Source organism: Streptomyces netropsis (assembly GCF_014203545.1).
Classification (GTDB): Bacteria; Actinomycetota; Actinomycetes; order Streptomycetales; family Streptomycetaceae; genus Streptomyces; species Streptomyces netropsis.
Genome location: NZ_JACHJG010000007.1, coordinates 366,377 through 389,680 on the forward strand (window position 1 = coordinate 366,377; position 23,304 = coordinate 389,680).

At 72.3% G+C, this 23,304-nt stretch carries 25 protein-coding genes; 16 read left to right on the forward strand and 9 right to left on the reverse strand.

Going from position 1 to position 23,304, the window contains the following annotated elements; translation table 11 throughout:
* Positions 1-119 precede the first annotated feature (119 nt).
* The 6 genes from efeB to FHS38_RS19200 form a co-directional block, all read right to left on the reverse strand.
* Positions 120-1,385: an iron uptake transporter deferrochelatase/peroxidase subunit gene (efeB, locus tag FHS38_RS19175; RefSeq protein WP_184734938.1), complete on the reverse strand. Its 1,266-nt coding sequence runs from the start codon at positions 1,383-1,385 to the stop codon at positions 120-122.
* Entirely contained in the window at positions 1,385-3,283 is a 1,899-nt protein-coding gene (locus FHS38_RS19180) for a copper resistance CopC/CopD family protein (protein ID WP_184734940.1), read from the reverse strand. The genes efeB and FHS38_RS19180 overlap by 1 nt, the downstream gene beginning before the upstream one ends.
* Positions 3,284-3,289: 6 nt before the next feature.
* A complete protein-coding gene (locus FHS38_RS19185) occupies positions 3,290-3,769 on the reverse strand; it encodes a copper chaperone PCu(A)C (RefSeq protein WP_184734942.1) in 480 nt (159 codons plus the stop codon).
* Positions 3,766-4,434: an SCO family protein gene (locus FHS38_RS19190; protein ID WP_184734944.1), complete on the reverse strand. Its 669-nt coding sequence runs from the start codon at positions 4,432-4,434 to the stop codon at positions 3,766-3,768. Before FHS38_RS19190 ends, FHS38_RS19185 begins: the two co-directional genes overlap by 4 nt.
* Positions 4,435-4,536: 102 nt before the next feature.
* A complete protein-coding gene (locus tag FHS38_RS19195) occupies positions 4,537-5,295 on the reverse strand; it encodes a YcnI family copper-binding membrane protein (RefSeq protein WP_184734946.1) in 759 nt (252 codons plus the stop codon).
* 100 nt (positions 5,296-5,395) lie between these two features.
* Positions 5,396-6,199 (reverse strand): hypothetical protein, encoded by an 804-nt coding sequence (locus FHS38_RS19200; protein ID WP_184734947.1) that lies wholly within the window; start codon positions 6,197-6,199, stop codon positions 5,396-5,398.
* Between the two features lie 223 nt (positions 6,200-6,422).
* Between FHS38_RS19200 and FHS38_RS19205 the strand changes: the two genes are divergently transcribed.
* The 15 genes from FHS38_RS19205 to FHS38_RS19275 all read left to right on the forward strand — a co-directional run bounded on the left by FHS38_RS19205 (position 6,423) and on the right by FHS38_RS19275 (position 20,790).
* Complete coding sequence (locus tag FHS38_RS19205) at positions 6,423-6,899, forward strand: ATP-binding protein (protein ID WP_184734949.1); 477 nt, start codon at positions 6,423-6,425, stop codon at positions 6,897-6,899.
* Positions 6,900-7,414: 515 nt separating this feature from the next.
* Entirely contained in the window at positions 7,415-7,660 is a 246-nt protein-coding gene (locus FHS38_RS19210; RefSeq protein ID WP_184734951.1) for a hypothetical protein, read from the forward strand.
* A gap of 89 nt (positions 7,661-7,749) precedes the next feature.
* On the forward strand, positions 7,750-8,877 hold the full coding sequence (gene lxmK, locus FHS38_RS19215; protein WP_184734953.1) for a class V lanthionine synthetase subunit LxmK: 1,128 nt from the start codon (positions 7,750-7,752) through the stop codon (positions 8,875-8,877).
* A complete protein-coding gene (locus tag FHS38_RS19220; protein ID WP_184734955.1) occupies positions 8,874-9,836 on the forward strand; it encodes a T3SS effector HopA1 family protein in 963 nt (320 codons plus the stop codon). Before lxmK ends, FHS38_RS19220 begins: the two co-directional genes overlap by 4 nt.
* Positions 9,837-9,906: 70 nt before the next feature.
* Positions 9,907-10,101 carry an LxmA leader domain family RiPP gene (locus tag FHS38_RS19225; RefSeq protein WP_184734957.1) on the forward strand — a complete coding sequence of 65 codons (195 nt, stop codon included), beginning with the start codon at positions 9,907-9,909 and terminating at the stop codon, positions 10,099-10,101.
* A 67-nt stretch (positions 10,102-10,168) separates the two neighbouring features.
* Complete coding sequence (locus FHS38_RS19230; RefSeq protein WP_184734959.1) at positions 10,169-10,348, forward strand: LxmA leader domain family RiPP; 180 nt, start codon at positions 10,169-10,171, stop codon at positions 10,346-10,348.
* Positions 10,349-10,350: 2 nt separating this feature from the next.
* Positions 10,351-10,530 carry an LxmA leader domain family RiPP gene (locus tag FHS38_RS19235; RefSeq protein WP_130878494.1) on the forward strand — a complete coding sequence of 60 codons (180 nt, stop codon included), beginning with the start codon at positions 10,351-10,353 and terminating at the stop codon, positions 10,528-10,530.
* Between the two features lie 158 nt (positions 10,531-10,688).
* On the forward strand, positions 10,689-11,663 hold the full coding sequence (locus tag FHS38_RS19240; RefSeq protein WP_229822877.1) for a methyltransferase: 975 nt from the start codon (positions 10,689-10,691) through the stop codon (positions 11,661-11,663).
* Positions 11,656-12,555 (forward strand): ABC transporter ATP-binding protein, encoded by a 900-nt coding sequence (locus FHS38_RS19245; RefSeq protein WP_184734965.1) that lies wholly within the window; start codon positions 11,656-11,658, stop codon positions 12,553-12,555. Before FHS38_RS19240 ends, FHS38_RS19245 begins: the two co-directional genes overlap by 8 nt.
* Positions 12,556-12,581: 26 nt before the next feature.
* On the forward strand, positions 12,582-13,745 hold the full coding sequence (locus FHS38_RS19250; RefSeq protein ID WP_184734967.1) for an ABC transporter permease: 1,164 nt from the start codon (positions 12,582-12,584) through the stop codon (positions 13,743-13,745).
* Between the two features lie 69 nt (positions 13,746-13,814).
* Positions 13,815-15,617: an ABC transporter ATP-binding protein gene (locus tag FHS38_RS19255; protein WP_184734969.1), complete on the forward strand. Its 1,803-nt coding sequence runs from the start codon at positions 13,815-13,817 to the stop codon at positions 15,615-15,617.
* A gap of 71 nt (positions 15,618-15,688) precedes the next feature.
* Positions 15,689-16,630, forward strand: coding sequence for an LLM class flavin-dependent oxidoreductase (locus FHS38_RS19260; protein ID WP_184735079.1), 942 nt, complete (start codon positions 15,689-15,691; stop codon positions 16,628-16,630).
* The gene (locus FHS38_RS19265) at positions 16,631-17,266 is read left to right on the forward strand and encodes a flavoprotein (protein ID WP_184734971.1); all 636 of its coding nucleotides are present in this window, start codon (positions 16,631-16,633) and stop codon (positions 17,264-17,266) included.
* Positions 17,263-18,189: a phosphotransferase family protein gene (locus FHS38_RS19270; RefSeq protein ID WP_184734973.1), complete on the forward strand. Its 927-nt coding sequence runs from the start codon at positions 17,263-17,265 to the stop codon at positions 18,187-18,189. Before FHS38_RS19265 ends, FHS38_RS19270 begins: the two co-directional genes overlap by 4 nt.
* Before the next feature lie 48 nt (positions 18,190-18,237).
* Positions 18,238-20,790 (forward strand): M16 family metallopeptidase, encoded by a 2,553-nt coding sequence (locus tag FHS38_RS19275; protein ID WP_184734975.1) that lies wholly within the window; start codon positions 18,238-18,240, stop codon positions 20,788-20,790.
* A gap of 59 nt (positions 20,791-20,849) precedes the next feature.
* Here FHS38_RS19275 and FHS38_RS19280 read toward each other — a convergent pair whose 3' ends face one another.
* Both FHS38_RS19280 and FHS38_RS19285 read right to left on the reverse strand, forming a co-directional pair.
* On the reverse strand, positions 20,850-21,155 hold the full coding sequence (locus FHS38_RS19280; RefSeq protein WP_184734977.1) for a transcriptional regulator: 306 nt from the start codon (positions 21,153-21,155) through the stop codon (positions 20,850-20,852).
* A 5-nt stretch (positions 21,156-21,160) separates the two neighbouring features.
* Complete coding sequence (locus FHS38_RS19285; protein WP_184734979.1) at positions 21,161-21,628, reverse strand: hypothetical protein; 468 nt, start codon at positions 21,626-21,628, stop codon at positions 21,161-21,163.
* 96 nt (positions 21,629-21,724) lie between these two features.
* Between FHS38_RS19285 and FHS38_RS19290 the strand changes: the two genes are divergently transcribed.
* Positions 21,725-21,982: a hypothetical protein gene (locus tag FHS38_RS19290; RefSeq protein ID WP_184734981.1), complete on the forward strand. Its 258-nt coding sequence runs from the start codon at positions 21,725-21,727 to the stop codon at positions 21,980-21,982.
* 169 nt (positions 21,983-22,151) lie between these two features.
* Here FHS38_RS19290 and FHS38_RS19295 read toward each other — a convergent pair whose 3' ends face one another.
* On the reverse strand, positions 22,152-23,111 hold the full coding sequence (locus FHS38_RS19295) for a helix-turn-helix domain-containing protein (RefSeq protein ID WP_229822878.1): 960 nt from the start codon (positions 23,109-23,111) through the stop codon (positions 22,152-22,154).
* Between the last annotated feature and the right edge of the window lie 193 nt (positions 23,112-23,304).

Consider the following 23,304-nt stretch of genomic DNA (forward strand, 5'->3'; position numbering starts at 1 on the left):
CCGGACCCCGGTCCTCAATCGCCGGACGGGCTGAAAATCAGCCCGTCCGGCGATTGAGGACAAGGCACAGCAGCCCGTCCGGCGATTGAGGACCGCGAAAGCCGACGGGCCCGAACCCGTCAACCCTCCAGCAACCGCTGCCCCACATACTCGCCCGGCGCGCAGCCGCCCGGTACGGCGAACAGCCCGCTCGACTCGTGTCGCAGGAACCGCGACAGCCCGTCCCCCCGGTCCAGCTTCCGCTGCACCGGGACGAACCCCTTCAGGGGATCCGCCTGCCATGCGACGAACAGCAGGCCCGCGTCCGGTGCGCCGTCGTCCAGGAAGCCGTCGTGGTACGAGAACGCCCGGCGCAGCATGGCCGCGCCCCGGTTGGACTCCGGTGCCGCCACGCGGATGTGCGCGTCGCCCGCGATGGCGAGCGAGCCGTTCGCCTCGACCTTGTTCAGGTCGACCGGTGTCGTCTCCGTGCCGCCGGACAGCGGGGCGCCGTCCGACTTGCGGCGGCCTATGACCTTCTCCTGGCGTTCCAGCGAGAGGTGGTCCCAGCTGTCGAGCAGCATGCGGATGCGCCGGACGACGGCGTAGGAGCCGCCCGCCATCCAGTCGCCGTTCCGGTCCGGCACGAAGACCCGGGTGGCGAAGTCCGGGTCCGACGGCTTCGGGTTGTTGGTGCCGTCCATCTGGCCCATCAGGTTGCGGCCGGTCAGCGGGCGCGCGGTCGCGCCGGGAGCCCGGTTGAAGCCGTTCATCTGCCAGCGGACGCGTGCCGTGCCGGCGGCCTGCTTCTGGAGCAGGCGCAGCGCGTGGAAGGCGACGAACGAGTCGTCGGCGCCGATCTGCACCCACAGGTCGCCGTCGCTGCGCTTGCGGTCGAGCGCGTCGGCGGTGAAGTCGGGCAGCGGCTCCAGGGCCGCCGGGCGCTCGGCGGTCAGCCCGGTGCGGTCGAAGAAGGTGCGGCCGAAGCCGAAGGTGACGGTCAGGGAGGACGGACCCGCGTCCAGGGCGATGCCCGTGTCGTCGCCCTTCGGCGCCGTGCCCGCCGCCAGCTCCGCCGCCGTCGCCGACCAGCGGCGCAGCAGCGCGGCGGCGGCCTTGCGGTCGGCGCCCGGGGCGAGGTCGAAGGCGACGAGGTGGCCGTGCGCCTGCGCGGGCTCGGCGATGCCGGCCTGGTGTTCGCCGTGGAAGGGCACGGTGGCGGAGCCGACGCCCGCCAGCTCGGCCGGCGTCTCCCGTACGGCCTCGGCACCGAACGCGCCGGCCGCGCCGCCCGCGACGAGCCCGGCCGCGCCCGCGGCGCCGGCGGTGCCCAGCAGACGGCGGCGGCTGATGCCGTGGTGATCGGCCCGCTTGCTCTGTTCAGCCTGGTCAGCTTGTTCAGCCATCAGTTGATCTTCACGTTCTCGATCTCGGTGACCTGGTCGATGTCGGAGGTCCGGACGGTCAGGGACAGCTGCCACTCGCCGGCCATGGGCAGCTGGAAGCCGGTGGATTGCCAGCGGCCGCCGGAGCGGCGCTCCAGGGTGGTGCGCAGCGGGCCGATCGCCTTCGCCTTCTCGGTGAAGGTGACCTCCAGCTCGGGTACGTCCACGGGCCGCCCGGCGGCGTCGGTGACGGCGACGTCGAGGGTGTTGTGGCCGGAGCGCCCGGGGTCGACGGTGATCCGAGCCGTGCCGCTCCCGTTCGTCCCGCCGGTGTCGTAGGGGATGCGCACCTCGGCCGGGCCGGTCGCGGCGGGGGCCGCCTCGCCCGACGCGGCCCGCTGCTGCTCGGTCTCGGCGCGGCCGGGCTGGGTGCCGGTGAGCACGGTGGTGACGGCCAGCAGCACGACCGCCACGGCGGCCTCGGCGCAGACCGAACGCCGCAGCCCGCTGCGGTTCTCGTCCGCGTCGCGCTGCCGCTTCCCGGCGGCCTTCTCCAGCGCGGCCCGCTGCCGGGCGAGCTGGGCGGCCCGCTCGGCGGAGTCGGAGCCGCCGCCCTTGACGGCGGCCGGGACCTTCCGGTCGGCCGGCTTGGCCTTCTTCGGCTCCGGGCCGTCCGTGAGCCCGGCCGTCCAGCGCCGCGAGAAGTACGCGACGCCGACCAGGACGATCACCAGCCCGGCCTTGACCAGCAGCCACCGGCCGTAGGAGGTGCCGGTGAGCGCGTCCCACGAGCCGACCTGCCGCCAGGACTGGTAGAGCCCGGTGGCGACCAGCGCGCACACCGACGCGAACGCGAGCCGCGAGAAGCGGACCACGGACGCGCGTCGGAGGGGTTCGCCGGAGCGCAGGGTGGCCAGCAGCGCGGCCAGCCCGCCGAGCCACACCGCGACCGCCACCAGGTGCAGCACGTCGACCGGCATCGCGAGCCACGCCTGTATGCCGACCGACGCGTGCTCGGCCATCGCCCACGTCGCCGCCAGCCCGACCGCGACGACGGTGCCGCCGATCCCGAGCCCGTAGGCGACGTCCCGGCGTTCGCCGCGCGTGCGGTCGTCGTCCTCGCGGGCGTACGAACCGAACAGCACGGCGAGGAAGACGGCCGCGGCGCTCAGCAGCAGCAGCCGCGACAGCAGTGCCGCCCCCGGCTTGGTGGCCAGCACGTCGCCGAGCAGCGCGAGATCGAGGACGGACCCCATTCCCTTGCCGCTCGTGTACGCGCCCCGCAGCAGCAACAGCGCCGCCGTGGAGGCGAAGAGGGTGATCCAGCCGCCGACCGCGATCCGCTGCACGGACCGCGAGGAGCGGCACACGCCCGCGAAGACGCAGCCGCCGACGAGCAGCACGAACCCGGCGTAGGCCGCGTACCGGCCCGCGCCGTAGAGGACCTCGACCGCCGGATCGACCTCGGTGACGGTGGCCGTGGCCTTCACCGTCGTCTTCGACGGCGCCCCGATGGAGAAGGTGAAGGCCCCGGCCACCGGGTGGCTGTCCGCCGAGACGGCCTGCCAGGCCACGGTGTACGTGCCGTCCGCGAGCCCGGCGCGCAGCGTGACGGCCGCGGAGTCGGACTTGCCGTCCACGTGCTCGGGACCGCCCTGCTCGACCCGCTCGCCGCCGGGGTCGAGGACCCGTATCGAGTCGGTGTTGAGCAGCACCCCCTCGGAGAAGCGGAGCGTGATCCGCTGCGGCGCCGTCTTGACCACCGAGCCGTTGGCGGGGTCGGTGGAGGTGAGCGCGGCGTGCGCCGACGCGGGGGTGGCGCCGAAGCCGAGCGCGCACAGCAGGGCGGCGAGCAGGGTGCCCAGGACGGGCAGTACCCGCCTGGCGGTCGGTGTGGTCAGGGCGGTCGGGGTCGTCATCGCACGTCAGTCCTTGGGACGGAAGGTCGCGGTCTCGACCGGCACCTTGATCTTGACGGGTGCCGACGTGGCGAAGTGCAGGGTGAATTCGATCCGCTCGCCCACCTTGGGCTTGTGGTCGAGCTTGCCGAGCATGAGGTGGGTGCCGCCGCGGGCGAGCGTCAGCTTCCCGTTCGCGGGCACGTCCAGCTTCGTCGCGTGCTTCATCGCCGTGCCCTCGGTGGTGTGCATGGTGATGTCGCGCGAGAGCGGGCTGGTGACGGACGTGAGCTGGTCGGCCTTGCCGCCGTCGTTGGTGACGGTGAGGTAGGCGGCGGCCATGTCGGTCATGGCGGGCTGCGGCAGGTAGGCGCCGCTGACGGACAGCTTCGCCGTGTCGCGGGCCAGGGCGTTCTTCTCCGACTGGCACCCGGTGACCAGCAGCAGACCCCCGGCGAGCACGAGGGGCAGGACGGCGGCGGTGGCGGCGGTGGACTTGGCGATCACGGGTTCTCCCCCTTGATGATCTTGGGAAGATCCTTGGTGTATTCGGCTGCCGTGGTCGTGGTCGTGTACAGCCAGTGGGCCGCGTCGTCCTTCGGCGAGAAGCCGATGACCTGGGCGCCGTGGTTGACGGTGATGGAGCCGTCCTTCTCCTTCTTCGGCTTCTCCACCAGGATGCCGAGCGGCTTGGCCGCGGCCTGGATGGTGTCGAAGCCGCCGGTCAGGCCCACGATGTCCTGCCCGCCCTGCGCGTCGAGCCACTCCCGCATCCGCTTGGGGGTGTCCCGCTCGGGGTCGGTGGTGACGAAGACGACCTGGAGCTTCTCCTGGTCGGCCTTGGACAGCTTCTTCTCCGCGCTCGCGATGTCGGCGACCACGGTCGAGCAGACGTCGGGGCAGTAGGTGTAGCCGAAGTAGAGGAGTACGGGCCTGCCCTTGGTCTCCTTGAGCAGCTCGTACTTCTTGCCCGACGTGTCGTCGAGGACCAGGTCGGGCTTGGCCTTCGGGTTGTCGAGGACGATGGCGGCCTTCTTCTTGGGCTCCGCGGACACGTCGGCCGCGGCCTCGTTGCCCTTGCCGGTCTCGTCGGAGCCCCCGCCACCGTCACAGGCGGTCAGGGTGAGCGCGGCGGCGGTTGCCAGCGCCGCGCCCAGGATCTTGGTGCGCATGGAGTTCTTCTCCGGGGTCGGTCTGGGATGCGGGGCGGCGGGCGGTACGGGCCGCCGCCCCGGTCGTTTCCGTCAGACGGTCACGTGGTGGGCGAGCCTGGCTCAGGCGTTGCGACGGCGCCCGGCGACGATGCCGAAGGCGACACCGGCCACGCCGACGACGATGCCGGCGACGCCGAGCACCCGGGCGGTGGTGTCGGACGCGTCCTTGTCACCGGAGTCGGAGGCCTCGTCCTGGCCGGCGTCGGCCTTGTCGTCCTTCGCGTCGCTGTTCTTGTCGCCCTTGGCGTCCTTGTCGTGGTGGTCGGGCGACGTCTTCTCGACGAGCTTGAGGGTCGGCGCCGGGTGCTCGGCCTCGTGCCCGCCCGGCTTGGACGGGTCGATCCAGCGCACGACGTCGTCGTCGGAGTAGGTCTGGAGCGCCTTGAAGACCAGCTCGTCGGCGTCGGTGGGCAGCTGGCCGACCGACAGCGGGAACTGCTGGAACTGGCCCGGCTCGATCTTGCCGCCCGACCAGGTGACCTTGGTGACGGCCTCGGTGATCGTCTTGCCGTGCGACTGGATCGGCTTGTCGAGCTTGGACTTCTCGACCTTCACGTCCCAGCCCGGGACGGGCTGCGGCATCACGGACGACAGCGGGTGCTTCGGGTCGAGGGTGACCTCCAGCTTGACCGTCGAGGCGTCGTCCTTCTCGTTCGGCACCTTGATGGCGATGGTGCCGTAGCCGCCCTTCTCGGCGGTGCCCGGGATGCTCACGTGCGCGGAGGCGGGGCCGGCGAGCAGCAGCACGGTGCCGGCGGCGACGGAGCCGACGAGGGGGAGGCGGCGGAGACGACGAAGAGAAGGGGTCTTGGCGTTCATGGGGATACTCCACAGGCAGGTGGGGACGGAGAGGGTGATGGCGCGCGTGCGGCGCCAGCGCGACCGCCCTCCCGTCCGAATGCCGGAGTGCGTCGCGTGGTCAGGCCGCGAGGTCGAAGCGCGGCGGTCCCCGCCTGATCACGAAGTGCTGGAGCGCGGGCTCGGTCGCCGGACGCTCCTCGTCCCCGAACGCCCGCCGGACGGCGGTCACCGGCCGGCGGACCACCTGGGCGCCCATGGCCCGGACGAGCACGAGCGCGGCGCGCAGCGCCCCGACGAGCGTGACCTCGGCGACCTCCCGCGCCGACCGCTGCGACAGCCGCACCAGACGCCACAGCGCCTGGTCGCCGCGGCGCAGCAGCCAGCCCGCGGCCAGCGCCGCGAGCAGATGGCCGAGCAGCATCGGCAGCGAGGGCGGCAGCAGGTGAGCCAGCGGGGAGCCGCCGGTGGCGGGGGCGTCCATCGGCGCGGTCATGACCATGCGCGACGGGTGGACGGCGGGGTCGAGCCCGGCGTCGGTGATGACGCGGCGCGCGTCGGTGCCGGACAGCGGGTGGGACTGGTTGCAGATCAGCTGGGCGGCGAAGCTGATCAGCCGCCCCTCGCCCCCCGCCTGCTCGCGGGTGACCGTCGCGCCCTGCTGCCCGAGCCCGAAGAGGGTGTGCAGCGCGAGCTGGCCCACGGCCAGTCCGGCCGCGATGCCCGGCAGCGAACGCTCCCGCCCGGCCAGCGGCACGGCGATCGCGAGGACGACGAGGAAGCCCGCGCCCAGCGTCCACAGCGGCACGCTCGCACAGGAGGCCAGCACATGCCCGCCCGCGGACAGCAGAACACAGACCGCGGTGAACACCGCGGCCCGGAGCAGTCGCAGATCGGCGCCGACGCGCGCGACGGGGTGAGGCATGGCTGCGCCATCATCCCACCGCCCTTACCCCATACCTACGGCAGGGGTCGGGCCTTTCGCGCCGAGAACGCGCTCCGGCGTGCGCCGGTGGTCGTCTCATATACACCGGTGCACCGCCACGCCGCGTCGTCCGAATGAGCGGACTCACACACTCCGGAGGCTTACGAGCCCCCGCCCCTGGCTATACGTATCGGTATGTCGAGCCGCAGCCAGGAGGCTGAGCATGAGCATTTGGTGGTCACTCCACTTGCGGCGCGAAGCTGCGAGCGTTCCGCTCGCCCGGCGACTTCTGATCGGCACCATGGAGACGGCCGGGGTCGACCCCGAAATCTCGTACGACCTCTCGGTGGCCCTGAGCGAAGCGTGTGCGAACGCCGTGGAGCACGGCGGTGACGCTTCCACGGACTACCGCGTCACCGCCTTCATCGACGGCGACACCTGCCGCATCGAGGTGACCGATTCGGGCCCCGGCTTCGCCGACCGCCCCCGCGAACCCCGCCGCACCAAGCGGCACCTCCCCCCACCGCAGACGAAGACCCCGGCCCCGGCTCACGAGGAGCACGGCCGGGGTCTCTTCCTGATCGAGTCCCTCACCGACCACGTCCGCGTGCGCAACCGGCCGGGCCGGCCGGGCGCCGTGGTCAGCTTCGACAAGATCCTCAAATGGAGAGAGGGCGCGGCCCTCCTCCGGGCGTCGTGACCGACCCCGGCCTCTGAGCGTCCGGGCAGGCCTGAATTCAGCCCGTCCGGCGTTTGAGGACGCGCTCGCCGGGCGCTCGCCGGGCGCAGCCGGCACCGGCCCGCTCGCGCGGGGCGAAGCCGCACCCCGTGCCGACGGCCACCCCGCCGAGGGGGCCGTGGTCCCGGCGGCAGCCGAACCGCGGGCATGGTTTCAGCCCGTCCGGCGTTTGAGGACGCGCCCGCATGGCGCCCGCATGACGCCCGCACGGCGCAGCCGGTACCGGTCCCCTCACGCAGGCGAAGCCGCAGCCGTGTCGACGGCACCGCGCCGAGAAGGGCATGGTCCCGGCGGCAGCCGAACCGCTGCTGAACCGATGAGCCGCCGCCCGGCCAGGGCCTTGCATCAAGCTGCACCGCGCCGCGGCGAAGGCTGCAACAAGCTGACATCAAAGTGCATGGAGAGCGGCCGCGCCCGCTGGCAATCTTTTCTCGTACCCAGAAACGGGTCGGGGAAAAAAACAGCCAGGGGGAATCATGAAGAAGGCAATCCGCAACGCGACCGTCGCTCTCGTCATCACCGCCGGAATCACCGCGGGAACGACCGGGATCGCGGCCGCGAGCACCGCTGAGAACACCACTCACCACACCGCCGCTTCGTCGATTCCCGCTGAGCCGGTTCCCGCCGAGCAGACGCTGCACCAGGTCAAGAAGATTGTCGCCGACGTCAAGCCGGTCAACGGCTGGCAGGTCAATGGCTGGCAGGTCAACGGCTGGCAGTAGACATCGCCCGGAAGACGAAGTGTCGGCGGCGATATCCACCCGGTGCGCATCACTCTGCGCCCCGCATTCTGTGAGGGTCACGAAAAGTCATGGCAGTGAAGAACGCGGCGGCGGAAATACCCGCGTACAAGCCGCGCGATCTCGATGAGTATCCGGCGGTGGACGCCCTCCTGGAGAGACTGGGCCTCGGCCCCTACCTCCGGGACACGCTCTCGGCGCCCGTCGGGCGCAACGACTGCTGGGCCGGCGAGACGGCCGGCGGGGGCAAGGCCTTCGTCAAGCACCTGGTCGGGCCCGAGCCGGATGTGAAGGCGCGGATGCGGCGGCTGAAGGCGTTCGAGCAGTGCTCGGCGGCGATGCCCAGCTCGGCCCTGCGGGGCCCGCGGTTCCTCGGGTTCGACGAGGAAGCGGATCTGGTGGCCTTCGAGTACGTCGAGGGCGCGCGCAACGGCGCGGAGCTGATGGTCGACGAGACCTTCGACGCCGCCCTCGCGGGCCGGGTCGGCCGGGCGATCGGACTGCTGCACGAGGCACGTCCGCCCGGCTGGGAGGACTTCGACGCCTCACCGCCGTCCCAGCCGTCCGTGCGACTCCTCCACGGCATTCCGCTGCCCATGTTCGAGAATTTCAGCTTCGGCGAGGTCCAGAGCTGGCAGCTCATGCAGCAGGACGAGCAGCTGGTCAAGGCCATCGAGGTGCTCCGGGAAAAGGAGCGGGCGGCGCCGAAGGTGCCCTCGCACTGCGATCTGCGGGTCGACCAGTTCCTGGTGAGCGACGAAGAATTCCATGTCACGGACTGGGAGGAATTCCGGCTGGCGGACCCGGCCCGCGATGTGGGTGCCTTCGCCGGGGAATGGCTCTACCGTTCCGTGCTCGACATCGTCACCGACCGTGGCGACGGCGACAACGCCTTCCTCGACGTCGAACTCACGCATGAAATCGTCATCGAGCGCGGCGTCCAAAAGATGGAGCGACTGCTCCCGCTGGTCCGGGAATTCTGGCGGGGATATCGCGAGGTGCGCCCCGTCGTGGACGAGGGACTCGCCCACCGGGCCACCGCGTTCGCCGGCTGGCACCTGCTGGACCGGTTGATGGCCAGCTCGCAGAAGAGCGCCCGCCTGTCGGGCATCGAGCGCGCCGCCGCCGGCATCGGCCGGGCGGCCCTGCTGACGCCGCACAAGTTCGCCGCGACCTTGGGATTCGAGGAGACGACATGAGCACCGGCACCACCACGCTGCCGCACCGGCTCACGGATGCGCTGAGAGAGATCCGGATATCGCAGGACGGCACCGAGGCCGTCGTCCACGGCCGGGAGGTGAACTCCGACAACCCCCGCGAGATGCGCCGACTGCTCTCCGACGCGCTGTACGACGTGCTGCACGCCGGCCGGCGGATGGAGAAGGGGGAAATCTCGTTCCGGATCCGCGACGAGGAGTTCGAACGCGACCTCGCCCGGGGCGTACCGCACCGCGAGACCACCACCCGGGCACGGGTGTGCGCGGCCGAGGGACACGGCGGAACCGAGACGTCACCGCTCCTCGTCGAGCGGGACGGGGTGCGGGTGTGGGTACCGCGTGCCCTCGTCGTCGACGGTGACCCCGAGACCCCCGGCGCGGTCGTCACCCTGCGCACCGCCGCGCTGCGCCCCGCGCTGTCGCCCGGCTTCTTCATGGTCGACGGGTCACGCCCCCGGCCGCCCGGCCGGGACGTACTGCGGGTGTACGTCAACATCACCTCGTGGCAGGAGGCGCCCGCGGTCTGGGCGAAGGTCCTCGGCCACCTGGAGGACACCGGGACGGCGTACCGGGCGAAGGTCCTCTCCGCCAAGCCGCTGTACCCCCGCCGCGACGCCCTGGTGGTCTATCTCGCCGGGGACTCCGCACACGCCGCCCGCGGCATCGCCGACGCCGTCGCCACGACACCCGGCGTCGGGCACGAGACCTCGGTCTACACCGAGGAGCTGGCACCCGGCGTGGCCACCGCCTGGGAGCCGGACGACCGCCGCCCCGGCATGACGGGCCTCAGCTTCGGCCAGCACCGGGCCAGCATCACGGCCCACGCGCTGCTCGACGCCGCCAAGAGCGGCGAGAGAGTCGAGGAGCTGCTCACCGCAGCGTTCCTCGAGGCCGGTGTCGAACCGGCCAACCCCGCCCGGAATACCGGGCATCGAGCCTGAAGTGATTGCAGGGAGTGACCCTGCGCACTCCCTGCTTTCAGTTCAGTCCTTACTCAACAAGGAGAAAATCATGGACAAGAACAACTCGATCATGGACCTCGTCTCGAACTACGACGCCTACGCCGACGTGGCCGAGCTCAACGTGACCGCCGCCGCCGACGCCCCGGCCACCACCCCGGTCTGCGCCGCCACCCTCGCCAGCTCCGCGTGGTGCGCCGCCGGTGCCTCCGCGATCTCCGGCGCCACGTACGAAGCCGGTTGCTGACCCACCGCACCCCGGGTGCCCCGCACCCGATTTTGTCCAACTCATCGAAGACGGAAGGGAGATCGCGATGGAGAAGTCCGAGGCGATCATGGATCTGATGGCGGGCTACGACGCCTACAGCTCGGTCGACGAGCTGAACACCACCGCCGCCGCCGACGCCCCCGCCACCTCCGCGCCCTGTGGCGCGGCCGGTGTCAGCTGGCTCGCCAGCCAGTTCACTGTCAAGACCTACAAGGATGGATGCTGACCATGGAGAAGTCCGAAGCGATCATCGACCTCATGGCGGGCTACGACGCCTACAGCTCCGCCGACGAGCTCAACACGACGGCGGCCGCCGAGGCCCCCGCGTCCACTCCGGCATGTGCCGCCGCCACGATGAGCTGGCTCGGTAGCCAGCTGACGGTGAAGACGTACAAGGACGGCTGCTGATCTCAGCGGTCTAGCCGGGAGCCGGGCGCGGTTCCGTCCCCCGCGGAATCCCGCCCGGCCCCGCCGGAACGACAACACCCCCCGTACGAACCCCAGTCGCGAGAAAGGCCGGCGATCGCGCCATGGCTACGACATCACTCCATGAAGACCTCGTGAGAATGGCCGATCTCCTTCAGCCGGCCACGATCCGCGCCGCGGCCACCCTGCGTCTGGTGGACCACATCGAAGCCGGGTCGACCACCGCCGCCGACCTCGCGGACCGTACGGACACCCACCCCGATCTGCTCGACATGCTGCTGCGCCACCTCGTGCACCTCGGCCTTCTGCGCCGGGACGACGCCGGGAGCTACGAAGTCACCGAAAAGGGCGCGCCCCTGCGGGACTCCGACCCGGCCGGGGTACGCCGCCACCTCAGCATGGACGGCCTCTTCGGCAGGACCGACCTCGCCATGGTCAACCTGCTGCACACCGTACGGACCGGTGAGCCCGCCCACGCCTCCCTCTTCGGGCGCGGCTACTGGGAAACCGTCAACGAAGACCCGCAGTTCGCCGAGGCGTTGAGCGAGGAGAGCCCCAAGGAGCTCGGCTGGGACGCCGAACTCGTCCGCGACGGCTACGACTGGTCGAACGTCGGCAGCGTCGTGGACCTCGGCGGCCACAACGGCACGCTGCTCATGGAGCTCGTGCGCAGCCACCCCCATCTCCGCGGCTCCGTACTCGACTTGAAGAACGTCGCCGAGCTCGCCGCCCGCCGCTTCGAGGAGAACGGGCTCGCCGACCGCTGCACGGCCGTCGTCGGCAGCTTCTTCGACCCGATCGCCCCCGGCGCCGACGTCTATCTGCTCTCCGCGATCCTCGCCGACTGGGACGACGAGAAGGCCGTAGCCATCCTCCGCCGTGTCGCCGAGGCGGCCGGTGCCGACGGCAGGATCCTGGTCGCCGACGTGAACATCCCCGTCGCCGACCCCGGAGCCGAATCCGCCGCGATGGAGCTCTACCTGCGGGTCGTCATGCCCAAGCCGGTGCGCACCGTGGAGGAGATCAAGGCGCTGGGCGCCGCCGCCGGGCTCACGGTCTCCTGGGAGGGGCCCGTCACCCCGGTCAGGACGTTGCTGGAGTTCCGCAATGCTTGAGTTCGACCGCGTGGCCAAGAGCTTCGGCGACAAGCACGTACTGCGTGAGCTGTCCCTCGTCGTGAAGCCGGGTGAGCTGTACGGCTTCTGCGGCGCCAACGGCGCGGGCAAGACGACCGCCATGCGCATCGCCCTCGGCGTGCTGACCGCCGACGCCGGTGACGTGCGCTGGCAGGGCCGGCCCGTGGACGCCGACTCCCGCCGCCGGTTCGGCTACATGCCCGAAGAGCGCGGCCTCTACGCCAAGATGACGCCCCGCGACCAGCTCGTCTTCTTCGCCGGCCTCAGCGGGGTGGCCCCGGCCACCGCCCGCCGGCGCGCGGACGAGTGGATCGAGCGGCTCGGTGTCGTCCTGGGCCCCAAGGACACCCTCGAGAAGCTGTCGCTGGGCAACCAGCAGAAGGTCCAGCTCATCGCGTCCCTGATCCACGACCCCGACGTGCTGGTCCTCGACGAGCCGTTCTCCGGGCTCGACCCGGTGGCCGTGGACGCCATGGCGGACGTCCTCCTCGAATTCGCCCGCAAGGGTGTGCCGACCCTCTTCTCCAGCCACCAGCTCGACCTGGTCGAGCGGCTGTGCGACCGGGTCGGCATCATCCGGGACGGCGCCCTGGTCGCGGAGGGAACGGTCGATCAACTCCGCCGGAGCGCGGGCAGCGGACAGCTGGAGATCGCCCTTTCCGGCGCACCCGACGACTGGGCGGCCTCCGTCCCCGGCGTGCGGGTCGTCGCCGCGACGGGCGCGAAGGTGACGCTGGAGGTCGAGGACGGCGTCCCGGCCCAGCGGATCCTGGCCGCCGCCCAGTCGATGGGCCGGCTGGAGCACTTCGGCCGGCGCGACCCCGCGCTCGCCGACATCTTCCGGGAGTCGGTCGCCGGGAGCGCCCGGTGACCGGCACGGCAGGGGGAGGGACGGCGATGGGAAACGCCGCGCTGATCAAGGTCGTCGCAGCACGCGAGATCACTCAGCAGATGCGCAGCAAGGCTTTTTGGGTCTCGGTGGCGGTGACGGCGCTGATGCTGGCCCTGTCCTTCGGGGCCACCACGCTCTTCCAGGGCGGTGGCGACGGCCGGTCCAAGGTCGGTGTGGTCGGCAAGCAGGCCGCCCTGACGCCCGCGCTGGGCGACCGGGCCGAGGTCAGCCGTTACGAGAACGACGAGACCGCCCGCCAGGCGGTGCGCGACGGCGAGATCGACGCCGCGGTCCTGGCCGGTGACCGGATCGCGGTCCTGCGGGAACTGCCCGAGGACCTGGGCCGGGCCCTTCAGGAGGCGCACCGCGCGGTCGGCCAGGCCGGACAGCTGGCGGGCCACGGAGTGCCGGCCAAGGACGTTCCCGGTCTGCTCACCGTCGAGCCGCTGAAGGTCAGCACCCTCGACCCCGACGCGGACCGGGTCCAGCAGCGGACCATCGCCGCGGGCACGGGCGTCTTCCTGCTCTTCATGCTGATGCTCGTCTCCGGCCTGGCCGTGGCGCAGGGCGTCGCGGAGGAGAAGGCCAGCCGCATCGTGGAGGTGCTGCTCGCGAAGGTCCGGCCCTGGCACCTGCTCGCCGGGAAGATCACCGGACTCGGCGCGGCGGCACTCGTGCAGATGCTGGTGCTGGCGACCGCCACCCTCAGCGCGGCGATCGGCTTCGGAGTCTTCGAGACGCCGTCCGACGCGCTCGGCACCGGCGCCAACCTGCTGCTGTGGTTCATCCCCGGCTACCTGCTCTTCATCACGCTCTACGCGGTGGCCGGCTCGCTGGTCTCCCGTCCCGAGGACGTCAACCACGTCGTCGGCCCGGTCAACGCGCTCCAGATGGTCGGCCTCATCGGTCCCGTGCTCGCGGTGTCGGGCAGCACCGACTCGGCCACCCTCCGGATCCTCTCGATGGTCCCCGGGACCTCCTGGGCGTCGATGCCGGTCCGCATGGCGTACGAGGACGTGGCGTGGTGGGAGATCGGCGCCGCCTTCGGGCTCATGGCGCTGGCGATCGCCGTCCTGATCCGCGTGGGCAGCCGCATCTACACCGGCGGGCTTCTGCAGTACGGCGGCATCGTCAAGGTCAAGGACGCCCTGGCGGGCGCGCGGCAGTGACACCGCCCGCACCGCCGTCCCGATCACACATTTCGTAACATCCATTCCAGGCAAGGGAGTTGGGGCGCCATGAATGGCGTACTGAAGAGCGGGACAGCGGCCGCGGGCCCTGACCCGAAGCTGCGGATCCTCAAGGAACTGTCCCGGGGCAACGGCCCGACCCTCGTCTTCGTCGGGGTGCTCGCCGTGCTGTCCACGGCGGCCACCCTGGCCCTGCCGATGGTGGTCGGCAAGCTGCTGGCCGCCATCCAGAACGACGAGGATCTGGCCCTGTGGGCCGTGGTGATGGTGGGGGTCGGCTTCGGCTCCGCCGTCGCCGGCGCGCTCGCCGCCTTCCTGCTCGGCCGGATGGGCCAGGAGCTGATCTTCCGGCTGCGGGTCCGCACGATGGACCACGCCCTCGGACTGCGGCTCGCCGACGCCCAGCGGGAGGGCGGCGGCAATCTGACCGCTCGCATCACCGCCGACGCCGCCCGGGTCAAGAGCCTCATCGACATCGGCCCGATCCAGCTCCCCATGGCGGGCGTCACCGTCGTCGGCACCCTCGTCATCATGGGCCTGCTGGACTGGGTGCTGCTGCTCATCACCGTCGGCGCGTTCCTGATAGCCGTCGGCGTCATCACCGTCGTCATCAAGGGGCTGCGCCGCAAGTACGCGGACCTCCAGGAGGAACTCGGCGGTCTCGCCCAGAACTTCGTCGCGGCGATGGAGTCCCTGACCGTCATCAAGGCCTACCGCGCCGAGCGCAAGACCTCCGGCGCCCTCGCGGGCCGCGCGCGCAAGCTGGCGGACCTGGAGATCGAGGCCGCCAAGATGGAGTCCCTGATGGTCCCGGTGATCAACCTGGGCCAGCAGATCGCCCTGGTCGCCGTGGTCGTCGGCGGTGGCGCGCGGATGCTCGACGGGCACCTCACCCTCGCCGACTTCGTCGCCTTCCTGCTCTACCTCCTCCAGCTCACCGCCCCCCTGATCATGGCTGCCTCGGGCGTCAGCGGACTCCAGACCGGCCTCGTCGCCCGCAAGCGCTTCGAGGACGTCTTCGCCCTGCCCACCGAGGACGTGGACGCGCCCGCCCCCGAGAACGCCGCACCCTTGCGCAACGCCCCCGCCGTCCGCTTCGAGAACGTCACCTTTGGCTACGGCGACGACCGGCCCGTCCTGCGCGGCGCCGACCTCACCGTCCCCGCCCGCGGCCTGACCGCCATGGTCGGCCTCTCCGGTTCGGGCAAGAGCACCTCGCTCGCCCTCATCGAGCGGTTCGTCGAGCCGGAGTCCGGCCGCATCTCGGTCTACGGGCGGGACCTCGCCGAGTGGCCGCTCGGCGAGCTGCGCGGCCAGATCGGCTACGTCGACCAGTCCAACACCCTGCTCCAGGACTCCGTGCGCGGCAACCTCACGCTCGGCCGCGACGAGGCCCGGCCCGCCGACGACGAGGAGCTGTACGCCGCGCTGGAAAGCGTCGGCCTCGCCGAGGAGATCCGCTCCCTCCCCGACGGCCTGGACACCGTGCTCGGCGGCGCGGACAACCTCTCCGGCGGCCAGCGCCAGCGGCTCGCCCTCGCCCGCGCCACCCTGTCCGACACCCGCCTGGTCCTGCTCGACGAGCCGTCCTCGCACCTCGACAGCATCAACGAGCAGCGGCTGAGGGAGGTCGTCGACTCCCTCGCCGCCGACCGCGCCGTGCTCGTCGTCGCCCACCGGATCTCCACCATCCAGCACGCCGACCACGTGATCGTCATGGACGCCGGCCGGGTCGTGGACCAGGGCGACCACGACGCCCTGCTGCGACGCTGCCCCGCCTATGCCGAGCTGGTGAGCGGCCAGGTGCTCAGCGCCGGCGCCGCCCCTGCCCCCGCCCCCGCGCTCGCGTGACCGACGAGGAGAGAACGACCGTGTCCGTACCGCCCGCTCCCGTCGCCCCGCGCACCGGCTACTCCGTGCTGATGCCGTTCACCCCGGCCCGGCCCGAGCAGATCCTGCCCTTCGCGGCACTCACCCAGTGGAGCGCCGCCCACCGGCTCTGGCAGGGCCAGTCCTCCGTCGGCGACCCGCACCAGACCTTCGCCTACGCGGCGGCCTCCGGCTTCCACGTCCCCGTCGGCACCGGGGTGACCGTGATGCCGCTGCGCCACCCCTTCGAGGCCGCCCTCCAGGCACAGTCGCTGGCCGTCGCCATGGGACACCCCGTGGTGGCCGGCTTCGGCCCCGGCGCCGGGGTGTTCCAGCGCAACATGCTCGGTGCCCCCTACCGCAGCCAGCTCGGCGCCTGCCGGGAGTACGTCACCGCCGTACGCGGCCTCCTCGACGGCGAGGACGTCGACCTGGACGGTGAGTTCTTCCGCTGCCGCGCCACCCTGCCCTCCCTGCCCCGCCCCGCGATCGAGATCGGCCTCGGCGTCCTGCGCCCCGGCATGGCCCGCCTGGCGGGCGAGGTCGCCGACACGGCCATCACCTGGCTGACCCCGGCCCCCTACCTGCGGGACGTCGTCGTCCCGGCGATGCGTGAGGGCGCGGCCGCCGCCGGGCGGCCCGTGCCCCGGCTGGTGGCCATCGTGCCGGTGGCCCTCGACGGGCCCGGCCGGGACCCCGCCGCCCTGGCCCTCGCCGGCAACTCCGGGCACATGAGCATGCCGCACTACGCCGACATGCTCCGCCGTTCGGGCATCGACGTCGACATGAAGGCCGACCCGGTGGCCAGCGCCAAGGCGCTGATCGCGGGCGGCGGTTTCCTCAGCGGCGGCCCGGCGGAGATCTCCGCCGGGCTGGAGCGGTACTGGGAGGCCGGCGTCGACGAGATCGTCCTCAACGTCACCGGAGTGCACCTCACCCAAGGGCCGCGGGCCGCGCTGAAGGAGCTCGAAGAAGTCTTGAGAGAGGTGGCGTAAATGACCGAACCCCCGTACCCGGTCGACCAAGTGCCGGAACTCGGCGTCGAACGCCTGCTGTTGGTGGTCACCGGATCGACCTTCGCCACCGGCGTGCCGTTCTGGGCCGACTGGCTGCGGATGTCCTATCCGCACCTGGAGACGACCGTGGTGCTCACCCGCAGCGCCCAGCGCTTCGTCACCTGGCAGGCCCTGGCGCACCGGGTCGGCGGCGAAGTGCTCACCGACGTCTGGCCGGAGGAGGAGGCCCGCGCCCGGCACGTCGAACTGGCCGAGTGGGCCCAGGCCTTCGTCGTCTATCCGGCGACCCTGCACTACACCGCCCGGCTCGCCCTCGGGCTCGCCGACAGCCCGTCGCTGCTCGCCGCCCAGGTCACCAAGGCCCCCATCGCGCTGGCTCCGTCGCTGCCCCCGGGCGGCCTGGACAGCGCCGCCTTCCAGAAGCACTGGGCCACCCTGTCCGCCCGCCCGAACGTCGTCATGACGGCACCGGAGCCGGGCCGCAGCGCGACGACCGGGCGGATGGAGGCGTGGGTCCCGCCACCGATGCCGGACGTCATCGAGGCGCTGGAGCACCGCCGCGCCGAACTCGCGGCGGCCCAGGCCGCTCATCCCGTGGAGAGGGCCCTGCTGTGACCGTCACGACCGTCCGCACCGAGCCCGAGGCGACGGACACCACGGCCCCGCCGCTCACGGAGTACGGCACCGGCCTGCTCCGCACGACCGTGCACCCGTTGCCCGACGGCACCTACGAGTGGCGCCGGGCCCCGGGACCGCTCGCCCCCGCCCCCTTCGTCCGGCTGTCCCCAGAGGCCGTCGCCCGCCTCGCGGACGCGGCCGGGCGCCCGGCGCCGGGCGGGGTCCTCCTCGCCCCGGCCCGCCCGGACGGCGAGGCCCGGACCTACCGCGTCGCCGGCGGCGAGTCCGTGGCGTTCGTCCTGCTCACCTCCGGTGTCACAGCCGCCCTGCACGATTCGCTGCGCGGCCTGGGCGGTGCTCTGCGGGCCCTCCACGACACACCCCTCGACGAGCTGCCGGCCGGTCGCCGCTCCCGCGGTCTGGACCGGCTCGTCAGCTGGCTCGACGGCCACACGCCGAGCCCGCGCGCGGCCCACGCCCAGGCGCAGGTCCGCCGGGCGCTGGGCCCCGGGCGCTGGGCGCGGGTGCGCGCCTGGGCCGAGGAGGTCACGTCCGACGACCGGGTCGTGTTCGCGCACGGCGCGGCGGGCCTCGGCTCCCTGGTCATCGGCGGGCCGCCCGGCACCGCCGCGCTGCTGACCGGCGAGGACGTGTGTGCCGCCCCCTGGTACGTGGACCTCGGCTGGGTCGTCGGCGAGCTCGTGGAGCTCAAGTGGCAGCTCGGCGGCGACCCGGCCACCTGGCAGTCGCTCATCGACGCGCTCTTCGAGGGCTACGGGCGCGATCTCGGCACCGAATGGCGGAAGCTGGCGGCGCTGCGCGTGCTGCTGCACGTCCACGACATCGCGGCCTATCTCGACGACCACCAGGGCGGGTTCGACCACTACTCCTCGTTCCTGAAGTTCCTGACCGACCTGTAATCCCCCGACCTCGTCACGCCCGACCCCGATGCGGAGGACCTCTCCACCATGACGGAAAGCCGCGGACACTCCGCGCTGTGCCGATTCACGCTGCCCAACGGTCTGCGTGTCCTTCTCGAGCCGCAGCCCGGAGTGCCGCGCGCTGCCGTCTCCGTGCACTACGGGGTGGGTTTCCGCTCCGAGCCGCCGGGCCGCGAGGGATTCGCCCACCTCTTCGAGCACTTGATGTTCCGCGGCAGCGCGAGCCTGCCCGACGGGCGCTTCTACGACCACGTGCACCGCCTCGGCGGCCAGGCCAACGGCACCACCCACCAGGAGTACACCGACTACTACCAGGTCGCCCCGGCCTCCGCCCTGGAGCAGGCGCTGTTCGCCGAGGCCGACCGGATGCGCGCGCCGACCTTCACCCCCGAGGCGCTCGCCGAGCAGCTCGACGGGGTCGCGGAGGAGATCCACCAGGCCGTGGCCGGGCGCCCGTACGGCGGTTTCCCCTGGCCCCTGCTGCCGGGGGTCCTCTTCCGTTCCTTCGCCAACGCCCATGACGGGTACGGCGACGCGGAACGGCTGCGGCAGACCACCCCGGCGGACTGCGTCGAGTTCTTCGACGCGTACTACGCCCCCGGGAACGCGGTGCTGACCGTGGTCGGTTCGGTCGACCCCGTGCACACGCGGGCCCTGATCGAGCGGCACTTCGGTGACATCCCCGCCCGGCCCGTCGCGCCCGTCCCCTCCCTCCACGAGCCGCTGCCGACCGCCGACCGCTGGGCCACGTGCACCGAGCCGGGCGTGCCGGGCACGGCCCTGGCCCTGGGCTACCGCCTCCCCGACCCCGAGCAGGACCTGCCCGGCTATCTGGCGCACACGGTGCTGGCCCGGCTGATGAGCCGGCACGGCGGCGCGGCGCTGCGACTGCCCGCCGTCAGCGCCGGCTGCGGCTTCTTCGGCCCGCTGGACGCCAAGGACCCCGACGCGCTGGTCGTCACGGCCGTCCTGCCCGCCGGCACCCGGCCCGAGGACGCCGTCCGGGCCGTCGGCGAGCAGTGGGCGGCCTGGGCCGCCGACCCGGGCCTGCCCGACGCGGTCGCCCGTACCGCTTCGGCCCTCGTCTCCGAGCACCACCGCGCCCACGCCGACATCCAGACCAGGTCCCGCGCGCTGGGCCGGCTGGAGATCCTCTTCGGCCGAGCCGAACTCCTGGACGAACTACCGGTCCTGCTCGCTGGACTGGATCCCCGACGGGTCGCCGAGGCGGCCCGTTCGCTGTCTTCCGCGCCGAAGGCCGTGCTGGTCATGGAGCCCGGTGAGGTCCGTACCCGGCCCCGGCGTACCGAGGCCGAGCCCGCCGCCCGCCCGGCGGCGGCGGTTCGTGCCCCCGGCGCGACGGAAGGCCCTCGCCCCGTGCCCGGCCCCGGCCCCCAGCCGGCGCCCGCCCACGCCGGGCTGCGCGACACCGTCATCCCGGGCGGCCTGCGGGTCGTCGCGGTGGCCGACCGACGGGCCCCCTTGGTGGAGCTGCGCCTGCGGCTGCCGCTGGGCGTGCAGGGCTGGAGCCGCCCCGGGCAGAGCGCCGCGCTGCTGCGCGCGCTCGCCGCGCACTCCCGTGCGGCGGTCCGGGCGGCCGGGCTCGGCGGCAGCTTCGAGCTGTCCACGGACGGCGAGTGGGCGGACGTCACCGGCTACGTCCCCGCCACCGGCATCGAGAGCTGGCTGGAACTCCTCGTCGAGGTCCTCACCGGGGCCCGCGGCGTGCCGTCCTGGCCCGCCGCTGTGGTGCGCACCCCGGACGAGGCACTGGACGACGCGGTGCGGTCCCGGTGGCTCGACGCGCGCTTCCGTTCCGGTCAACTGGCCTCGGATGCCGCCTTCTTGACCCCGGCTGGCGGCTCGCTGGTGGCCGTCGGGGACTTCGATCCCGAAGGGTTCGCCGACATCGTGGCCCGGGCGCTCTCCTCCTGGCAGGGCGGTTTCGAGCACCTGTCCGACGTCGCGTGGCCGGCCCGCTCCGACGCCTCGTCGAGGCCGGGGGAGCCGCTGGTCCTGCGGGACGCCCGGCAGACGGACGTCCAGCTGATCGTGGGCACGGTCGAATCCGCGGGGGCGGGTGAGGAAGCCGCGCGCTTCCTCGCGACGGCCGTGTTCGGCGGTTGGTTCCGTGCCCGTCTCGCGGACCGCTTCGCGCACCGCACGGCCGCGGGCTTCGAGCTGTACGCGGGCCGGGACACCGTCGTCGGCACACCGCGTGCCTACGTCCGGGGGAGGGTTCCCGTGGGCCTGGAGGAAGAGGCGCTCTCCGGTATCCACGCGGAGCTGGTCAGGCTGGCCGAGGTGCCCGTCGGGGCAGCCGAGTTGGACCCGGCGCGCGACTTCTGCGCCGCGCAGTTGCTGGGGGCCTTCGACTCTCCCGAGGCCCACGCCGATCTGTTGCGGCGGGCCGTCGGGGCGGGTGGGGATCCGCTGGAGCTGTTCGGTCTTTCCGAGCGGCTGCGGACCGTGTCGGCAGACGAGGTCGCGAAGGCGGCGGTCGAGCTCTTCCCGGTGGGCGCTTTCGGCGCGGCCGGGGAGTCCGTCGGCGGGCCGTCCGTCGTGCTGGTCCGGCCGTGACGGGCGCGGGGTCCGTCCGGGCGGGGCCTGCGGGGCCCGGGTGGGTGGGGTCGGCCGGGTCAGAGCCCGGCGCCCGCGGCCCCACCGGCCAGGTCCGCGATCCGCCGCAGTTCGGCGAGGTGTCCGGCCAGGGCCTCGCGGCCGGCCGGGGTGAGGGAAAGCCAGGTGTGCGTACGGGACTTCAGCGGGGCCTTCTTGACCGCCACGTACCCGGCGGTCTGAAGTACCTTGACCTGCTTGCTGAGTACGGAGTCGCTCACCCCGAGGGTGTCCCTGACCACCGAGAACTCGAGTGCGTCGACGGATGCCAGACTCGCGCAGATCTGCAGGCGGTTGGTCGGGTGGATGATCTCGTCGAATGCCATGGCGGTCAGACCCCGGCCCGTACGTCCTGGGTCAGCGCGTCGTCGGCCCGACGGCTCACGGTGGCGGTGAGGACGAAGGCGAGCACCCCGGCGACGCTCATCGACCCGTGCAGGTCGAAGCCGATCTGGAGCACCAGCCCGGCCGCGGCGAGGACGCCGAGCAGCAGCAGGTAGAAGCCGTAAAGCCCGCGTGCGCCAGGGGTGTTCAGCGGATTGGCGATCGCGACGCCCCGGGAGCGGGCCGCGGCCCAGGCCAGTGCGGGCGGGGCGAGGACGGCGCCGACGATCAGCCCGGAGGGCATCATGCTGCCGCCCACGTCGATCGAGGTGAAGGCGAGAGCGACGGACGCACCGAGGCCGGCGTGGTACCACCAGGGGCTCTTGACGCGGCCCGCGACCCGGGCGCGGGTGGCGGTGACGCTGTCGAGGGCGGCTTGGGCGGCGGTCGCGGAGTACGTCTTGTCGTTTTCCATGATGGAAAGCGTAGCGGCGACTTTCCATCATGGCAAGTGCATGGACGGTGTCGCTTGAGAAGCCATAGTGAGAACGTCACAAGGGAGTTGAGCGAGATGAATGACCGTCATGACCCGCAGGTGGTGGTCACCGCGGTCCGCCACGATCCCGGTGCGGCTCCGGGCCAGACCACGGTGATCAGGGTGCTGAGCATGCTGCCCGCCCACTGGGTGTGCGCACCGGTGGCGGACCAGGACGGGTTCGAGCTGCACGTCCGGTTTCAGGGCGCGGCGGAGGACGCCGAGGCCGTCAGCGCGCACGTGGCGCGTGTCTTCCAGGATCCGGCGCTGCGCGGTTGGCGCCGGGCGGGCTGAGCGGCGTGGCCGGTGTGCGGCGGCGCGGGTTCGCGCGAAGACGGGGGAGCGGCGAAGGCCTGCCGCCCCGGACGGCGCGGCCCACCGGGAGGGGGCACGGGCCGGCCGGGCCGGAACGCGGGACGGCCGGACCCGGAGGCCGGGCCCGGCACCGTCGGGACGGGGCGCGTCAGATCCAGCCCCGCTCGCGGGCCAGCAGCGCCGCGTGCGGCCGGCTGGTCGCATCGAGGATCTTCAACAGGTCGGCCACGTGCCGACGGTAGGTCCGCACGGAGATCCCCAGGTCGCGGGCGCCGATCTCGTCCTTGCCGACCTTGCACATCGATTCGAGCACCTGCCGCTCGATCTCCGAGAGCCCGCCCTCGCCGTCGCCCGTCACATCGCCGTCGACCAGCGCGGCGAGATCCGTCGCCTCGTTCCAGATCTTCTCGAAGAGCGCCAGGATGTTGGCGACCAGGCCCTCCTCCTGGGCGACCAGCGCGCCGCGTGAGGTGTCCGCCGGGTCGACGGGGACCAGCGCCGTGCGCCGGTCGTAGACGAGGATCCGCTCGGAGATGTCGTCCGCCACCCTGATCAGGGCCCCCTGCGCGGTGAGTTCGAGGAGATAGCGGACGGTCAGCGGGTCGGTGAGCGCCTCCTTCAGCACGACGTTGCGCACCCGGACACCGCGTCGGAGACATCGCCGGTCGAGCGGCCGGGCGTGCTCGATGTTCGCGGGGGTGAGCGCGGCGTACGGCTCGACCGACAGGATCTCCTCCCGCGCGAAGAACGCGAGGTCGTCGATGCGGTCGCGGATCTCGGCGACGTTCTCCATCCGCTCCACCCCTTGCGGGGGCAGCGTTCTGGCGCCCTGTTCCGCACGCAGGTCCGCGATCACGGTCCGGGACCGGGTGACTTCCTGGAGCTGGCGGTACAGCTCCGCCATCCGCACCTCGGTGAGCCGGTCCACGGCCACTTCCGGGTCGGCGGGGGCGACGGTTCCGCGTTCCGTGCGGCGCAGCACGCCGAGCTCGGAGAGCCGGGTCACGGCCTCGTGGGCCTGGTCCTGCTCGACGTGGAGACGTAGATGGATGTCGTCGGGTGCCGTATCAGGATTGCGTAGGAAATGTCGGTAAAGACTTTCCTCCATTGCCGTGATCCCGAATACGGCCAGACTGGTGCCGCACATGTCCGCCCTCCCCCTTGTTCAGCATCGTGCGCGCGGGTCAGGCGGGCACGACAGGAGTAACCGCTGGTTCCGGTCACTTCAAGGATGGTAATGCCGGGGCAAAGCCCCAGGTCAGAGGCAGAAGTACGGTTGTGACGCGGTTGTGACGCATGAT

What these genes read in the sequence shown, in the direction of transcription:
- efeB (WP_184734938.1), bottom strand. Translation starts at nt 1,385, where the DNA reads ATGGCTGAACAAGCTGACCAGGCTGAACAGAGCAAGCGGGCCGATCAC.
- FHS38_RS19180 (WP_184734940.1), bottom strand. Translation starts at nt 3,283, where the DNA reads ATGACGACCCCGACCGCCCTGACCACACCGACCGCCAGGCGGGTACTG.
- FHS38_RS19190 (WP_184734944.1), bottom strand. Translation starts at nt 4,434, where the DNA reads ATGCGCACCAAGATCCTGGGCGCGGCGCTGGCAACCGCCGCCGCGCTC.
- FHS38_RS19195 (WP_184734946.1), bottom strand. Translation starts at nt 5,295, where the DNA reads ATGAACGCCAAGACCCCTTCTCTTCGTCGTCTCCGCCGCCTCCCCCTC.
- FHS38_RS19200 (WP_184734947.1), bottom strand. Translation starts at nt 6,199, where the DNA reads ATGCCTCACCCCGTCGCGCGCGTCGGCGCCGATCTGCGACTGCTCCGG.
- FHS38_RS19205 (WP_184734949.1), top strand. Translation starts at nt 6,423, where the DNA reads ATGAGCATTTGGTGGTCACTCCACTTGCGGCGCGAAGCTGCGAGCGTT.
- FHS38_RS19210 (WP_184734951.1), top strand. Translation starts at nt 7,415, where the DNA reads ATGAAGAAGGCAATCCGCAACGCGACCGTCGCTCTCGTCATCACCGCC.
- lxmK (WP_184734953.1), top strand. Translation starts at nt 7,750, where the DNA reads ATGGCAGTGAAGAACGCGGCGGCGGAAATACCCGCGTACAAGCCGCGC.
- FHS38_RS19220 (WP_184734955.1), top strand. Translation starts at nt 8,874, where the DNA reads ATGAGCACCGGCACCACCACGCTGCCGCACCGGCTCACGGATGCGCTG.
- FHS38_RS19225 (WP_184734957.1), top strand. Translation starts at nt 9,907, where the DNA reads ATGGACAAGAACAACTCGATCATGGACCTCGTCTCGAACTACGACGCC.
- FHS38_RS19230 (WP_184734959.1), top strand. Translation starts at nt 10,169, where the DNA reads ATGGAGAAGTCCGAGGCGATCATGGATCTGATGGCGGGCTACGACGCC.
- FHS38_RS19235 (WP_130878494.1), top strand. Translation starts at nt 10,351, where the DNA reads ATGGAGAAGTCCGAAGCGATCATCGACCTCATGGCGGGCTACGACGCC.
- FHS38_RS19240 (WP_229822877.1), top strand. Translation starts at nt 10,689, where the DNA reads ATGGCCGATCTCCTTCAGCCGGCCACGATCCGCGCCGCGGCCACCCTG.
- FHS38_RS19245 (WP_184734965.1), top strand. Translation starts at nt 11,656, where the DNA reads ATGCTTGAGTTCGACCGCGTGGCCAAGAGCTTCGGCGACAAGCACGTA.
- FHS38_RS19250 (WP_184734967.1), top strand. Translation starts at nt 12,582, where the DNA reads ATGGGAAACGCCGCGCTGATCAAGGTCGTCGCAGCACGCGAGATCACT.
- FHS38_RS19255 (WP_184734969.1), top strand. Translation starts at nt 13,815, where the DNA reads ATGAATGGCGTACTGAAGAGCGGGACAGCGGCCGCGGGCCCTGACCCG.
- FHS38_RS19260 (WP_184735079.1), top strand. Translation starts at nt 15,689, where the DNA reads ATGCCGTTCACCCCGGCCCGGCCCGAGCAGATCCTGCCCTTCGCGGCA.
- FHS38_RS19265 (WP_184734971.1), top strand. Translation starts at nt 16,631, where the DNA reads ATGACCGAACCCCCGTACCCGGTCGACCAAGTGCCGGAACTCGGCGTC.
- FHS38_RS19275 (WP_184734975.1), top strand. Translation starts at nt 18,238, where the DNA reads ATGACGGAAAGCCGCGGACACTCCGCGCTGTGCCGATTCACGCTGCCC.
- FHS38_RS19280 (WP_184734977.1), bottom strand. Translation starts at nt 21,155, where the DNA reads ATGGCATTCGACGAGATCATCCACCCGACCAACCGCCTGCAGATCTGC.
- FHS38_RS19285 (WP_184734979.1), bottom strand. Translation starts at nt 21,628, where the DNA reads ATGGAAAACGACAAGACGTACTCCGCGACCGCCGCCCAAGCCGCCCTC.
- FHS38_RS19290 (WP_184734981.1), top strand. Translation starts at nt 21,725, where the DNA reads ATGAATGACCGTCATGACCCGCAGGTGGTGGTCACCGCGGTCCGCCAC.
- FHS38_RS19295 (WP_229822878.1), bottom strand. Translation starts at nt 23,111, where the DNA reads ATGGAGGAAAGTCTTTACCGACATTTCCTACGCAATCCTGATACGGCA.